Below are 14,558 nucleotides of genomic sequence, written 5' to 3'. Positions count from 1 at the left end.
GCATGGGCGCTTTTTATTGAATAGTATTGATTTATATCGTCCGAAAAAATCGAACAATAGCGTCATGCTTATTTATAATCTCGCTTATAGAACTTTGAAAAAAACCGATAACGGCGTAGTGCCCGTAGTTTTGGTTTTAACGATCCCAAATAAATGGCAAACATAGTAAGCAAAGCGCCGCCCCATTGTAAGCTGTTGATGGGTTTGTCCAGCCAGCTATAGTCGATAATGAGGGCGGCAACAGGCTCGGTTAGTAGTAATAGTCCTGTCAATGCCAGTGATAGCTTAGGGATAGAATAGGCAATCAGGCCCCAAGCCAAGCACTGCATCACCGTACCATAAATCAGTACCCAACCAAGCTCAGACCAGGTATTGGGCAAAATGTTACCCATATCGAAAGCCAACATCGGTACAACCATGGCAAGCACACCACCGATACTGATCAATTGCATCAGCATAAATATAGGTACAGGCTCGGTATCGTGTGTCTTACGGATAAAAGTCATCGATGCGGCCAGCATCGCGCCTGACACAATACCTGTGACAAAGCCCCAAGTGGCAGCGCTGTTGTGAGCAAACTCAGGACTGCCGATCATGGCCACGCCCAGCATCGCTAGAAATAAACTGATCAGCTGCACGATAGATTGACGTTCATTAAAATATAAAAAGCCAATAGCTGCTAAGAAAAAAATCTGCAAGCTATTGAGCAAGGTTGAGATGCCAGGGCCGACGGCATAAATGCTCTCGTGCCAAAGTGCCAAATCCAATCCCAAAAAAGCCCCTGACAGTAAGCTATAAACGATCGCTCGCCTTGATCGGGGTAGATGCTGCCCCATGGTTTTTGCTAAGACCGCAAAGACGATACCTGAAATAGCCAATCGCCAAAACGACATGGCCCAGCCGCCGATATCAACGTGAGCCACGATCAAACTGCCCAAACCAAAAATGATACAACCAATGACTAAGCCTATAGGTGCAGAGCGTGATGAAGCGATAGCCATATAATGTCCTTATGTTAATATTCTTATTGTGATGTCACGCTGCTCATGTGACGTTTCACCAAGGCCATATTGTCGTGGTTTTATACATAAAATGAAATGGTAAAACCAAAATTTATTCTGGTTTTTTAGATAGGCTGTCGCTATAGCTAATCCTACTGTGTGTACAGGCTACACATACAAGACTAAAGTCACTGATAGTGATGACTAATAGCGACAGCAATCTTGGTCGTAGTGTTGCTACATGATGGTGCCGACATAGTGAGACTTGTCAGTATAAATCGTAGCACAGTACAGCAACGTCTTTATAGTCGAGTGACGCCCTTACAGTAATGACATTGGCGCTGATACAACAATTTGTTAGTCTAATGCTTTACTCTATATTGAATGGTTCGTCCATTATCTCAAACACTCTGTATATTATTTGCCTAGGTTTACTTATGCTTCGATACTTTTTTTCAAACAAACACTCACACGTAGTATCTGGTACATCTAGAACGGTGTCGCGCTATGGTTTGTTTATCAGTGTCTCTTTGGGTGCGCTGTTTATGATGCCCAGCGCCCAAGCGGCCAGTTGCAAACTACCCAAAAGCTACTACAAAAATGTCGCTTGTACCGCAAGTAGCAAGTATTTTTTAGCGACCAAGGATTTTGGTGCGCCTGTGGCATTGATTGACAAAAAAGGTAAAAGAGTCGTTGATTTATCACGCTATCAAAAGGTCGATGCTGATAAAATATCGAGCGATCTGCTACCTGTATTGCGTAACAGTCGTGTCGGCTATCTCAATATGCAAGGCCGTGAAGTCGTGCCTGCAATGTATGACATGCTCACAGAAAGTGGAGGATGGGCGCGGCCTGTATCAGACGGACGTATCGTAGTAAAAAAAGACGGTAACTATGGCGTGATCAACACGGCCAATAGCACCGTTGTTTCATTCTCAGCAGCCATTGATGATATTGATAACTACCGTAATGGCGTGGCGCGAGTCCAAAAAAATAGTGCGACCAGTTGGGTCGATAAAAATGGCAATACGGCTCGTGACCCCAATGCATCATCCGCCAAAGAGTCTGCACCTGCTACTGACAGCGCTAAGCCATCGTCAGTATCTAAATCATCGTCAGGGCCTAAGCCGCCTGTATCTAGCGGTTTTACCACGCTGCAATCACGTCAACAGGATGGCAAATGGGGCTTTGTTGATGACAATAGTATTACTATGATTACTTATTCGTTTGATGAGGTACGCCCATTCTCTGAGTCGCTGGCGGGCGTGCGTATCAGCAAAGAATGGGGATTTATCAATCTGGGCGGAGAGTTGGTGATTCCTTTTCGCTTTGCAAGCGATGGGGTGTTGGCTGACGACTATAAAGGTAAGCCGTCATTTACCTTTACCGGTGGTAAGGCATGGATTGGCAATTTAAAGAATGGCAATAAAATGTGTGTTGACAAAGAGGGTACTGGGGTCGCGTGCGATTAGCGCGACTCTCAAAACTTAATACGCAATAAAAAAAAGAGTGCCAACCTATTTATCATAGGCTGGCACTCTTTTTTATTGCGCACACTATACGTGCCTTGTACTTATAAAAATGAGTATGGACATGGCAGGAAGTGGCTATTTATCCGATAAATGATGGCTGATTAAATCGACCATATAAGGCTGATAATACTCTGGAATATCATGTGCCATGCCTTCAATCAGGTGAAACTTAGCATTAGGGATGGTTTTGGCAACCACGCGGCCCTGTGAGGCAGGAATTAAGCCATCAGCGCTACCATGTAGTACAATGGTTGGTGCTTTGACTTGCTTACTAAAGCGACTGATAGAACCTGATGCCAAGATAGCATTAAGCTGCTGAACCGTACCTAGCGGATGAAAGTTGCGCTGATAGCGAATCTTGGCAATCTCACGCACCATCCGTACATTGACATGCCCTGGTGTACCAACGGTCTTCATAAACCACACGCTATGACGCACGATATCACGTTCAGAATGACTCTCTGGACGATTAATAAGGGTGTATAGCTGCTTGGGCTTTGGCGGCTTTAAAAACGCACGATTGGTCGTCGTGAACATCAGCGCCATACGCTGTACCAAGCTGGGATAACGTGCCGCTACGATCTGTGCGATCATGCCGCCCATCGAAGCGCCAAGCAAATGGGTCTTGCCAAGCTTGAGGGCCTTAATCAAACGCGCGGTGTCTTCGGCCATATCTGTCAGATTATAGGCAACTTGCGTGCTTTTATTAGACAGGCCAGTTTGCAATCGCACCATCATTTTGAGCTGACTGATGCGTGGCAATCCCTCAATCTGCACTTTAGAGGACAGGCCAATATCACGATTGTCAAAACGAATCACAAAGAAACCAGCATCAATAAAGCGTTTGATGAAATTGTCAGGCCAAAATATCATCTGTGACCCTAGCCCCATAATCATGAGTAGCGGCGGATGATTAGGGTTGCCTCCTGCCTCGACACACAGCTCAATACCATCACCGATATCGATCATCGCTTGCTGAAGATGCTGACTCAAATCGGAGTCGCGCCATTGGTGTGCCCCAAATCGTTGCCATTCAGGCGTGGGGTAGGTGTCTAGATTGTCTAAGGGTTCAGTCAATTTGGCACTATTGATGTCATCTGATTTTATCATGAAGTGTCCTAATTAGAGGGTCATCTACTACAGCTCAAGCATCTCAAAATCAAGCTTGCCGACGCCGCACTCAGGGCAAGTCCAGTCATCAGGGATGTCATCCCATTTTGTGCCAGGGGCAATGCCTTCTTCAGGGCAGCCCAGTGCTTCATCATATATCCAGCCACAGACGATACATTCATAACGTTTCATAAATAAGTCCTATCGATCATTACCAGTGTTACAGTGCGTTATATACGCTTATGTTTAGGATTGCAGTCATTCATTCAGCCACTACCTTTATGACAATGATATGAGACTGCAAAAGCGCACGTAGTTTAGCATATAACCGTGATTTTCATAGTTAAGTTTACACTTGTATATTGAGATAAGTTGTCTTTTATCAAGTCTGTACTGACGCTATATTGCAGTGATTGGCTGCAACAACAGACGCGCATCCGCCATGTGCAGGTCAGTTATGCTATAATAGTCGCCGTTAAATTTATAGTGTTATAGTCGAACCATTCTTAAAGTGTTACGGCGTTAGACTCGCTTAGCCTACTACTGTAGTACTCGCGCTCGTCTGCCTTATATCATTTTTAACATGGATTGACTATATCTACTATTTACCGCTGATATGTCATGAGAGTGATTGTAAGCTTTCGTCTCATTCACATCAGCTATTCAAGTCATGTCAGTTATTTAAGCCATATAAGCTAAGGGTTATCATGAGTATCAATGCCGCCACATCCGCTACCACCGAACGCGCGTCATCTCCTACACGTAATACTGACCATCCGTTTTGGCAGGTTATTCGCACAGTACCAGACTTTCCAAAAGTCGGCATTGATTTTTATGATATTACCCCGTTACTGCGTAGTCACATCAATGAAGTCATCGATGCACTGCTTACTGCATTGCCAGCAGGCCTGATGGATGACATCGACTGCTTGGGTGCTGTTGAAGCACGCGGATTTGTATTTGCCAGTATGCTGGCAGGCCGTTTAGGTAAGGGTATGATACTACTACGTAAACCGGGTAAACTGCCACCACCGGTAGCCAACAAAGCATACGCGCTAGAGTATGGCAAAGACACGCTTGAGATGCAAAACAACTTGCCACCTGAGCGCGTACTACTGGTCGATGATATTTTGGCGACTGGTGGTACATTGACCACGGCTTATGAGCTGTGTCAATCAGCCGATCATACGGTGGTGGGTGCATTGGTATTATTAGACTTGGTTGATTTGCATGGTGAGTTCCCAGTGCCTGTCTATACCGTACTAAAAGCTTAATAGGGTCAATTGATAACCTAGTTGACCGTCAGTCTAGTTAATTATAAATAAAGCTAAGGCATGATCTAGGGCGTGTCATCAATTAGCACATTAATGCATTTAGTGGCCCTAAAATGGCTAAATTTTGCTAAACATCGTCAGAAATTTTGTCAATATGTTCATATTAACGGCAATTTCTTCCTTGTTTATCTACCATTTTTCTCATTTTAAGCTTCACAATCTAATTGATGACATGCCCTAGCTGTTTTTGTTTTTTGCATTGGTTTGCACTGAACTGACTATAAGCTGTGAAAATGCAAAATAAAAGCGCCCTGAATAATATCAGGGCGCTTTTTTGTCTGGTTTAGGTTGAATACTATAATAGACTTACACTGACTGCTGTTTGGTTTGCTCATAACTGTCACAAGCGTGCTCAATCAGTCGGCGTCCAACGGTTTTCGGGGCAGTCACCTTAAAGTCTTTTGTGGTCAGTATCGGTTTTTCTGATTGCCATGACTTGAGGACTTTATCATCAGCATCGTAGTTGACGTAGGCTCTCTTATAGTAACTGGCATCTTTGCAGGAAATCAGTAATTGCTGATCACTACGCTGAATGCTATTTTCTTTTATATCGCTCTTCTCTTTTGCAGCGCCTTTGTCCTTTACGGCAGTCTTCTCTTTCTTGATCTGCTTTTGCGCGGGGTATGTTCTGAGCATCGACACTGTGATGTTTTCGACGTCTTTTTCGTCTATGATATTGATGTCAGAGCTTTCAATAGAGTCCAAATCTATACTAAAAGTCGATCCAGAACTGCTCTCAGACACCTCTACCCAGTTGACACCATGGGCACTAATCATTAGTGCACTACTGGCCAATAACATTGATAGCCGTTTCATACTTGAGCCTTGCTGCTGGTTGTTTAAAGTAAGTAATGATAGCCAACTTGCCATTAACAGGCAAATATCTTTTGTGAGAGGTCAGTGATTATCGTGTTATCAGTGATGATCCTGTTGCCCTTGTTACCCGCGCATGGTCGATAGCATCTTAGCAAGCTCGTCACGTGCGCCAATAAAACCATCAATGCCTTTAGGTAGTAAGTCTTGTGTGACCCTATCTTGCTGATAAGCGGCGCTAAATTCTTCATGCGTCAAACTCACTTGAGTCATCGCTTTCATATCCATCGACATACTAGGGGATAATTGACGGGTAACCTCTGTATCCATCGCCGCCAGCTCGTCAATGAGATTGGGAGCTATGGTCAACAGGTCGCACCCTGCTAGTGCCAAGATTTGCTCAACTGAGCGAAAACTTGCACCCATGACTTGTGTCTGGTAGCCGTGCTGCTTGTAGTATTGATAAATAAGTTTGACGGATTGGATGCCCATGTCGTCAGATGCAGGGACGTTCTGACGGCTTTGTTGGCGTTTTTGCCAATCCAAGATACGGCCAACGAATGGCGATATCAAGGTCACACCAGCGTCTGCACAAGCGATGGCTTGGTGTTGACCGAATAGGAGCGTCAAGTTGCAATGAACGCCTTGGGTTTCAAGATAACGCGCCGCCTCGATGCCTTGCCAAGTCGCTGCCATTTTTATCAGGACGCGTTCTGAGTCGATACCTGCTTTTTGGTAGGCTTCCATAAATGCCAAGGCTTTGTCTATCGTGGCCTGAGTATCATAAGAGAGACGAGCATCCACTTCAGTAGATACACGGCCTTCGATCAGCGCCAAAATATCGCAGCCAACTTTGATAGTCAGTGTATCAATAACGGCATCGATGTCACCGTTATGACGGCTCATCGTTTCTGATAGGACAGCTTGATTGTCAGAATGGATGAGCGCTTTGGTAATGAGGCTTGGGTTGGTGGTCGCATCGATAGGTTTTAGACGTGCAATGTCGGTCAAATCGCCCGTATCAGCGACAATGGTGGTCATGGTTTTTAATTGTTGTAATACGCTCATCAGATAGCCTTCTATAGTAATCACATCGATATTAATGACAGGATGCTTTTTTATTTATAATTTGAGTAGGGGTGGAAAGGGAACTGTAACACAGTTTTGAGCGTGTGTTTTTGCAGAGTTAAGGCATGCATCGCTGTTATGAGCGCTAACTGTGATAACATTTATAGCCGTTGTGCCGTTTATACGTATTTACGAATGGGCACTGACCCAAGTTTTTGTTATAGTAGAGCCCGCGACTTATTGGTCTGTTATATTGACTCATCAATGTCGTCGCTGATGGCGATGTCAGATAGCGCATGGTCTTTAATCAGAGCAGCTTATCTAATCAGGATAAAGTATCCAATCGCAATAATAAAACATGCAATCGTAGTAACAAATATAGTCATACTTAACAGTGACAAAATCTAAAAAGGATGGGCGGTAATGAGCGAGCAGTCACCAGATCAAACCATGGATAATCTAAATCAAATCACCGGAAACGCTAGCGATACCGCAAATGAAAAAGATTTTTTAGACAATATTCGTCAAAATATTGATGCAGTAGACTGCGAAATCCAAACGTTGATCAATAACCGTGCCAAATTGGCTCAGCAAGTGGCCACGGTAAAGAAAAACCATATTGCCAATAACCCGGCGGCTGATAATAGCAACCCGATTTTTTATCGTCCTGAGCGCGAAGCACAAGTATTAAAAGCAGTCATGGCGCGTAATACGGGCCCAATCGCTGACGAAAAAATGGCGCGTCTGTTCCGCGAAATCATGTCGGTATGCTTAGACTTAGAAGCGCCGCAGCGCATTGCCTTTTTGGGCCCTGTTGGTACCTTTACGCATGCCGCCGCGCTCAAGCACTTTGGCAAGGCCGCTGATACTGTGCCGATGACGACCATTACTGATGTGTTCCGTGAAGTTGAAGCGGGTACAGCCATGTATGGTGTGGTACCGGTTGAGAACTCTTCAGAAGGCGTGGTCAATCACACATTAGACGGATTCTTATCTTCTACCCTAAAAATCATTGGCGAAGTTGAGCTGCCTATTCATCAGAACTTTCTGGTCGCAGAACACACCAAACTAGATGGTCTAAGCCGTATTTATTCGCATCAGCAGTCATTGGCTCAGTGTCGTCACTGGCTCGATGTGAACTACCCCAATGTAGAGCGTGTGGCGGTATCTAGCAACGGTGAAGCGGCGCGTCGTCTTAAAAACGAATGGCATTCAGCAGCGATTGCAGGTGATGTTGCTGTAGCAGAGTATGGCTTACATAAGCTTTATTCAAATATCGAAGATAATCCAAGCAATACTACGCGCTTTTTGATCATCGGTCACGAAGCAGTCGCACCATCAGGTCAAGACAAAACCTCTATCGTGGTTTCAGCACATGACAAAGCCGGCGCGTTGATCGAAATATTAAAGCCATTGTCCTATCATGGCGTGTCGATGACCAGTATCGAGACCCGTCCTGAACGTCCTAACAAATGGGCATATGTGTTCTTTATTGACATGGACGGTCATGTTAATGATCCAAATGTCAGTGCGGCTATCAATGATATTCGTCCATTGGTCAAAGACTTACGCGTACTCGGCTCATATCCAAAGGCTGTGCTATAAAACATACGGCTTCACTCATTGGTATTCATACATAATAGATGGGTCTAAGTATTAAAAGACAGCATGTAAAGACCACATTTAAAGACCGTATCTAAGGATAAACCATGCAGACGACTCAATTAACCGAATCAAGCTTATTGCCACTCGTGCCAGCTTATGACAGTATTTTGGCATTGGCGCCTTATCAAACGGGCAAGCCAATTGAAGAGTTGACCCGCGAATACGGTATCTCAGATGTGGTGAAGCTTGCCAGCAATGAGAACCCAATGGGCTGCTCACCGCAAGTGACGCTAGCCGTCACTGAGCAATTGGGTCAGCTATCGCGTTATCCTGATGGCAATGGTTACTATCTCAAGCAAGCATTGGCAGATTTTAATGATGTCAATGTCGAGCAGATTACCTTAGGTAATGGCTCTGATGATTTGCTTGATATTTTGGCGCGCAGTTTTGTGGGTATCGATGACGCTATTGTTTACAGCCAATATGCTTTTGTCGTGTACTCGATGCTCGCAAAAATGCAAGGTGCGATGGATATAGAGGTGCCTGCGCACCGCTTTGGTCACGACTTAAAAGCGATGAGTCAGGCGGTACAAGATAACCCTAATACCAAAGTCGTCTTTATTGCCAATCCCAACAATCCGACTGGTACGCAGCTTGGACATAAAGAGCTGCATCAGTTTGTTGCCAGTGTGCCAAGCTCAGTCTTGGTGGTATTGGATGAAGCTTATATCGAGTATAGTCCTGAGAGTAATAATCGCGCGCTACTGGATGAGTTTGATAATGTCGTTATCGTTCGTACTTTTTCCAAAGCGTATGGGCTGGCAGGTTTGCGTGTCGGCTATGCCCTAAGCTCAGTGCCAGTGGCCGACTTATTAAACCGTATTCGTCAGCCGTTTAATGTCAGTCGTATCGGTCTGGCGGCTGCGGCTGCGGCACTGGCCGATCAGGACTTTATCGAAAAAACCCGTCTAACGAATGATGAGCAAATGCGCTGGCTAGAAAAGCAGTTCGATGCATTGGGATTGGGGTTTGTGAAGTCGCATGCCAATTTTATTATGGTCGAGGTGCAAGTTGAGATGGAAGACATATCAGCGGCTTCAATCCATCAAGCACTGCTCGAGCAAGGCGTTATCGTGCGTCCATTAACGGCTTATGGATTGCCGAATTGGCTGCGCATCACAGTAGGAATGGCCGAAGAAAATCTGCGTTTGATTGATACCTTGCGCTCTATTTTGACTGAAGATTAAGTGCATCAATAGGTGCGCTGAATCAAATCAGTGACATGAACCAGCCATTAAATTTTATAATACTAAGACTGGCTTTATCTATGTCTGAGTGTGTTCAACGAGAAATGCCGTGAGTAGTCAGAAAAATAATAAACTTCAATCGTCTCTAAATACTCAACTACCTATATTTAAACAAGTTTGTGTGATTGGACTTGGGCTGATTGGTGCAAGCTTTGCGCAAGCGATTAGAGACAATGGCTTAAGCGCGCGTCTGGTAGCGGTCGATAGGCATACGCCAAGTATTACAGAAGCGATTGAGCATGGTCTGCTAGACGCTGGTAGTGCAACCCTACAAGACGTCATCGCTGGCAGTGATTTGATCATCATTGCAGTGCCAGTACAGGCCGTCCAAGCCGTGTTTGTTGATATTAAACAGGCAACGGATGGTGGTCAGCTTGCCAGTGATTGCATCATGACGGATGTCTGTAGTACTAAGGTCAATATCATTGATGCTGCTAAAGCGGTGTTCGGCTCGCTGCCGACAGGACTGGTACCCGCGCATCCAATTGCTGGGGCTGAAAATTCAGGGTATCATGCGCGCCGCGCCAGTTTATTTATCAATCATAGTGTCATTATCTGTGAGCTACCGACGACCAGTGCAACCGCTATTGCTAAGTTGCGACTATTATGGGAATCAGTGGGTGCAAATGTCATGTCAATGGACGCTGAGCATCATGATCGCATACTGGCGCACACCAGCCATTTGCCACATCTGCTTGCCTTCAATTTGGTTGAGCAATTGGCGAGCCACGATGACAATTTAGATATGTTTCGTTATGCTGCTGGCGGATTTCGTGACTTTAGCCGTATCGCTGCCAGTGACCCTAAAATGTGGCATGATATATTTTTTGCCAATCAAAGCGCGATTGTGAGCGCCCTTGATGAGTATGGTGTCTATTTACAGACCATGCGCCAGCTTATCATTGATAAAGATTCAACCGCCCTGATGGGACTTTTGGGCCGCGCGCAAGCCGCACGGCGACATTTCGGCCATATGTTAGCCAGCACCCCTTATACGGATACTTCTGCCATGTCAGCTTCTTATAATATTACGCCTAGCAATACTGTTTCTGGCACTATTGCCATTCCTGGTGACAAATCTATCTCACATCGCAGTATTATGCTGGGCAGTCTTGCCACAGGCGTGACAAATGTTACTGGGTTTTTGGAAGGGGAGGATGCGCTAGCAACGCTACAAGCATTCCGTGATATGGGCGTGACTATCGAAGGCCCTGATAATGGTAACTTGACCATTCATGGTGTCGGTATGAATGGTTTAAAACCTAGCAAAACACCACTGTACATGGGTAACTCTGGCACCAGTATGCGCCTGCTGTCTGGTATCTTGGCCGCGCAGTCGTTTGATAGCGTGTTGACAGGTGATACCAGTCTTAATAAACGCCCGATGGAGCGTGTGGCAGCGCCATTACGGTCTATGGGTGCCGTGATTCAGAGCACTGGGCATAGCGGTACTGCACCACTCAGCATCACTGGTCGTGAGAATGTTGGTGAGCCCCTCCAAGGCGCTGAGTATGACATGCCAGTTGCTTCCGCACAGGTCAAGTCTTGTTTGCTATTGGCAGGACTGTGGGCCGAGGGTACGACAACTGTCATTCAGCCTGAGATCAGTCGCGATCATACCGAGCGTATGCTATCGGCCTTTGGGTATCCGGTAACCGTAGACGGCAACCGTATCAGCGTCACAGGCGGTGGTACATTAACAGGTGGCGATATCGCAGTGCCTGCGGATATCTCATCATCAGCTTTCTTTATGGTGGCTGCTGCCATTAGCCAAAATAGCGAGTTGACCCTAACGCAAGTAGGCATCAACCCGACACGTACGGGCATTATCGATATCTTAAAATTAATGCAAGCGGATATTAGCCTGAGCAATGAGACACATGTGGGCGGCGAACCTGTTGCTGATATTACGATTCGCAGCTCAAACTTGGTCGGTATTGAAATACCAGAGCACCTCGTACCGCTAGCGATTGATGAATTTCCTGTACTGTTTATCGCAGCCAGCTGTGCGCAAGGCCGTACGGTATTGACGGGTGCCAAAGAGCTACGTGTCAAAGAATCTGACCGTATTGCTGTGATGGCAGAAGGGCTACATACGCTTGGTATTGATTGTACTGTTACTGATGATGGTCTGATTATTGAAGGTAAAGGCGCTGCTACTGAGAACGGCGACATAAATAATAGCCAGCCAGTCTTTGGTGGCGGTCATATCGTCTCGCACCATGACCACCGTATTGCGATGAGCTTTTCTGTGGCCAGTCTGCGTGCATCCAAGCAAATCACCATTGAAGGGGTCGAAACGGTTAATACCAGCTTCCCAGGATTTGCAGAACTTGCCAATCACATTGGTATGTCTATCCAAGTGGATACGGGCGCTGAATAAGTCGTTGCGTACGGAATACTGGCTTAATACTTCTATACGACTTACCGAGTAAAATAGCCTAAGCCAAATACTGACTCTTATAAATAAAAGTCCTTAATCATTCAGTTTAAAATCGTTAGCAATGTACTCATGTCACTATTGGCATGAGTACATTGCTTTTTACCTTTTAATCTTACTGTAGTAACCCTGTGCTCTCACCATCAAAATGATAATAATACTCAGAATTGGGTGAGAGTACGCTTTGCTCTAACAAGTTGTCCTATATTATGACTACCCAAAACGTCGTCAAAAAACCTGTGACCCCCATAAAAACCACCAGACGCGGTATTATCACTGCGCTCATTGCCTTTTTTATATGGGGCGGGTTTCCATTATATTTCAAGCAGTTGTCTGAATACGATGCCACTGAAATTATTGGCCATCGCATTATTTGGACATTTTTATGTTTGCTGGTGCTGCTGGTCGTGACCAAGCGCTGGCAGTGGATTGACACCTTAAAGCAAAATCCAAGATGGATTGTATTCACCTTTTTGTCTGGTTTAATTATTGCGACCAATTGGTTGACCTATGTCTGGGCGGTTAACCAAGACCGTATTCTCGAGGCCAGTTTGGGTTACTTTATTGGCCCGCTGGTGGGTGTGGCGCTCTCAATGATACTGTTCAAAGAGCGCTTACGTACCCTGCAATGGGTGGCGATTGGCTTTGCTTTATTGTCGGTGGCCATTCAGGTGATTATGATAGGTAACTTGCCATGGATCTCATTGATACTGGCGTTCAGTTTTAGCACTTATGGTACGATTCAGCGTCAAACGCCGTTGACTGCGATTGATGCGATGTTTGTTGAAACGACCATGTTAGTACCGATTTGTCTATGGTGGTTTTGGCAGTCTGATGTGGCAAGCCACCAATTAAGTTTTTGGTTCAGCTCAAATATTTGGCTGTTGATGATAGCGGGGCCAATCACATTAATACCGCTCCTGTTATTCAATAAATCGACCAAACTGGTGGCTTATAGTATCTTGAGCTTTATGAACTATTTAACACCGACCTTTATTTTCTTCTTGGCCGTGTTTTATTATAATGAAGCCTTTGATGTAAAACGCTTGGCGGTATTTGGCCTGATTTGGTTTGGCCTGCTGCTGTTCAGTATTGATTTGTGGCGACATCGACCAAGCAAAATGCTCAAGGCGGCACGCCTGCGTGAAGAGACATTGCAGCAAGCCAAGTAGTCGTTTCATTTGAACACTGAATTTAACATTCTAATTAAAAATTTAGCAAGCAAGGATGAGAGCATGTTTTATACCGAATCTGATGTGGTATTTGTCAAAGGCTTAAAAGTAGAAGCAGTGATTGGTGTTTTTGACTGGGAGCGCGCTATCACTCAGCCATTACTCATTGATATTGCGCTTGAGACGGACATTAGCCGTGCTGCTGTGTCAGATGATGTCAGCGATGCACTGAGCTATAAAGAAGTCTGTGATGATGTGAGCGAGTGGTGTATAGAGATCAAAGCAAAACTGCTTGAGCATTTGGCTGGGCAAATCTCTGATAAGCTATTTGCAAAGTATGCCTGTCAGAAAATCACACTAAGCATTGCCAAGCCCACAGCCATTACAGCCGCCGATGCGGTTGGGGTACAGATAACACGCTATGCGCCAGCGTCAGCAAATGAGCTAGCTGATAAAGAAGCTGCTAAAGAAGTCAATAATAGCCAATCTGATGATGCATAAAACGTCAATGGATTTGAATTTAGCATCGCTAACACAATGTGCACCTGAGACTGTACAAGCGCAGTCTGTGGCAGAGGTCGTGTTAGCGCTGGGTAGTAACTATCAAGCCGAAAAGTATCTGCCGCTTGCTCGAGAGAGCTTGGCAGCGCTAGGTGAGATACGATTGTCTACAGCATTTCAAAACCCTGATTTTACTGCGACTACCCAATTACCAAAACCTGACTATACTAATCAATGTGTCCATCTAGCACTGACCACACCGATGAGCCTGCAGCAATTACAGCAAACCTTCAAAACGCTTGAAGGTGACTGTAATCGGTGTCGACAGATTGAACCTAATCAAGTAAGACTGGTGACAATGGATATTGATATTCTGTTAATCAAACCAGCTAATAAAGAAAATAGCCTAAGCAAAGAATCAATATCTGAACCAATGCCTAATTGGATTGCATCTAATTGGATTGTAATGGCGGATCGTTATCCATTTAAAGCGCATGAAAATGCAGGGATAAATGAACTAGTAAAGGTCAGTTATTAATCATTGACGTTTATTGCTATCCATAAAAAGCCCCGCTATTTTACCTAGCAGGGCTTTTATGATATTACCTGACGCGTCATTTGATGAAGTTTATAGATTTTGAATCTTTTTGCGCATCTATCAGTGAGTGATGTATA

General features: G+C 45.0%; 13 protein-coding genes. 8 read left to right on the top strand and 5 right to left on the bottom strand.

The annotated features are described in order from the left end of the window. Nucleotides 1–68: 68 nt before the first annotated feature. On the bottom strand, nucleotides 69–1,001 hold the full coding sequence (locus IP485_RS00995) for a DMT family transporter (RefSeq protein WP_198325622.1): 933 nt from the start codon (nucleotides 999–1,001) through the stop codon (nucleotides 69–71). A 437-nt stretch (nucleotides 1,002–1,438) separates the two neighbouring features. Between IP485_RS00995 and IP485_RS00990 the strand changes: the two genes are divergently transcribed. Then, nucleotides 1,439–2,473 carry a WG repeat-containing protein gene (locus IP485_RS00990; RefSeq protein ID WP_198325621.1) on the top strand — a complete coding sequence of 345 codons (1,035 nt, stop codon included), beginning with the start codon at nucleotides 1,439–1,441 and terminating at the stop codon, nucleotides 2,471–2,473. A 135-nt stretch (nucleotides 2,474–2,608) separates the two neighbouring features. Here the strand turns inward: IP485_RS00990 and IP485_RS00985 are convergent, their stop codons facing one another. Next, nucleotides 2,609–3,643, bottom strand: a complete 1,035-nt coding sequence (locus IP485_RS00985; RefSeq protein ID WP_194363194.1) for an alpha/beta fold hydrolase — start codon at nucleotides 3,641–3,643, stop codon at nucleotides 2,609–2,611. 27 nt (nucleotides 3,644–3,670) lie between these two features. After that, entirely contained in the window at nucleotides 3,671–3,835 is a 165-nt protein-coding gene (locus IP485_RS00980) for a rubredoxin (protein ID WP_011280463.1), read from the bottom strand. A 515-nt stretch (nucleotides 3,836–4,350) separates the two neighbouring features. Here IP485_RS00980 and IP485_RS00975 point away from each other — a divergent pair. Further along, the gene (locus IP485_RS00975; RefSeq protein ID WP_198325620.1) at nucleotides 4,351–4,917 is read left to right on the top strand and encodes an adenine phosphoribosyltransferase; all 567 of its coding nucleotides are present in this window, start codon (nucleotides 4,351–4,353) and stop codon (nucleotides 4,915–4,917) included. 366 nt (nucleotides 4,918–5,283) lie between these two features. Here IP485_RS00975 and IP485_RS00970 read toward each other — a convergent pair whose 3' ends face one another. Both IP485_RS00970 and IP485_RS00965 read right to left on the bottom strand, forming a co-directional pair. After that, nucleotides 5,284–5,793 (bottom strand): hypothetical protein, encoded by a 510-nt coding sequence (locus tag IP485_RS00970; protein ID WP_198325619.1) that lies wholly within the window; start codon nucleotides 5,791–5,793, stop codon nucleotides 5,284–5,286. 123 nt (nucleotides 5,794–5,916) lie between these two features. Further along, the gene (locus IP485_RS00965; RefSeq protein ID WP_198325618.1) at nucleotides 5,917–6,858 is read right to left on the bottom strand and encodes a transaldolase; all 942 of its coding nucleotides are present in this window, start codon (nucleotides 6,856–6,858) and stop codon (nucleotides 5,917–5,919) included. A gap of 423 nt (nucleotides 6,859–7,281) precedes the next feature. Here IP485_RS00965 and pheA point away from each other — a divergent pair, with 423 nt between their 5' ends. From pheA to IP485_RS00935, 6 genes are all read left to right on the top strand, one after another. Continuing rightward, nucleotides 7,282–8,463 (top strand): prephenate dehydratase, encoded by a 1,182-nt coding sequence (gene pheA / locus IP485_RS00960; protein ID WP_194363198.1) that lies wholly within the window; start codon nucleotides 7,282–7,284, stop codon nucleotides 8,461–8,463. A 104-nt stretch (nucleotides 8,464–8,567) separates the two neighbouring features. Then, complete coding sequence (gene hisC, locus IP485_RS00955; protein WP_198325617.1) at nucleotides 8,568–9,710, top strand: histidinol-phosphate transaminase; 1,143 nt, start codon at nucleotides 8,568–8,570, stop codon at nucleotides 9,708–9,710. Nucleotides 9,711–9,819: 109 nt separating this feature from the next. Next, nucleotides 9,820–12,153, top strand: coding sequence for a bifunctional prephenate dehydrogenase/3-phosphoshikimate 1-carboxyvinyltransferase (locus tag IP485_RS00950; RefSeq protein WP_198325616.1), 2,334 nt, complete (start codon nucleotides 9,820–9,822; stop codon nucleotides 12,151–12,153). A 266-nt stretch (nucleotides 12,154–12,419) separates the two neighbouring features. Further along, entirely contained in the window at nucleotides 12,420–13,382 is a 963-nt protein-coding gene (gene rarD / locus IP485_RS00945) for an EamA family transporter RarD (protein WP_198325615.1), read from the top strand. A gap of 63 nt (nucleotides 13,383–13,445) precedes the next feature. Continuing rightward, nucleotides 13,446–13,883 (top strand): dihydroneopterin aldolase, encoded by a 438-nt coding sequence (gene folB, locus IP485_RS00940; RefSeq protein ID WP_198325614.1) that lies wholly within the window; start codon nucleotides 13,446–13,448, stop codon nucleotides 13,881–13,883. Further along, nucleotides 13,873–14,421, top strand: coding sequence for a 2-amino-4-hydroxy-6-hydroxymethyldihydropteridine diphosphokinase (locus tag IP485_RS00935; protein ID WP_227686356.1), 549 nt, complete (start codon nucleotides 13,873–13,875; stop codon nucleotides 14,419–14,421). Before folB ends, IP485_RS00935 begins: the two co-directional genes overlap by 11 nt. Nucleotides 14,422–14,558 lie beyond the last annotated feature (137 nt).

The sequence above is a fragment of the Psychrobacter sp. NG27 genome, from assembly GCF_016106655.1.
In the GTDB taxonomy this organism is placed as follows: Bacteria; Pseudomonadota; Gammaproteobacteria; order Pseudomonadales; family Moraxellaceae; genus Psychrobacter.
The sequence above is the reverse complement of the archived record's forward strand: the minus strand, read 5'-3'. Positions and strand labels throughout refer to the sequence as shown.

Bases quoted from the DNA above. Each gene is read 5' to 3' on its own strand.
- pheA (WP_194363198.1), top strand. From the start codon at position 7,282: ATGAGCGAGCAGTCACCAGATCAAACCATGGATAATCTAAATCAAATC.
- hisC (WP_198325617.1), top strand. From the start codon at position 8,568: ATGCAGACGACTCAATTAACCGAATCAAGCTTATTGCCACTCGTGCCA.
- IP485_RS00980 (WP_011280463.1), bottom strand. From the start codon at position 3,835: ATGAAACGTTATGAATGTATCGTCTGTGGCTGGATATATGATGAAGCA.
- IP485_RS00935 (WP_227686356.1), top strand. From the start codon at position 13,873: ATGATGCATAAAACGTCAATGGATTTGAATTTAGCATCGCTAACACAA.
- IP485_RS00965 (WP_198325618.1), bottom strand. From the start codon at position 6,858: ATGAGCGTATTACAACAATTAAAAACCATGACCACCATTGTCGCTGAT.
- IP485_RS00985 (WP_194363194.1), bottom strand. From the start codon at position 3,643: ATGATAAAATCAGATGACATCAATAGTGCCAAATTGACTGAACCCTTA.
- IP485_RS00970 (WP_198325619.1), bottom strand. From the start codon at position 5,793: ATGAAACGGCTATCAATGTTATTGGCCAGTAGTGCACTAATGATTAGT.
- IP485_RS00990 (WP_198325621.1), top strand. From the start codon at position 1,439: ATGCTTCGATACTTTTTTTCAAACAAACACTCACACGTAGTATCTGGT.
- IP485_RS00975 (WP_198325620.1), top strand. From the start codon at position 4,351: ATGAGTATCAATGCCGCCACATCCGCTACCACCGAACGCGCGTCATCT.
- IP485_RS00995 (WP_198325622.1), bottom strand. From the start codon at position 1,001: ATGGCTATCGCTTCATCACGCTCTGCACCTATAGGCTTAGTCATTGGT.
- rarD (WP_198325615.1), top strand. From the start codon at position 12,420: ATGACTACCCAAAACGTCGTCAAAAAACCTGTGACCCCCATAAAAACC.
- folB (WP_198325614.1), top strand. From the start codon at position 13,446: ATGTTTTATACCGAATCTGATGTGGTATTTGTCAAAGGCTTAAAAGTA.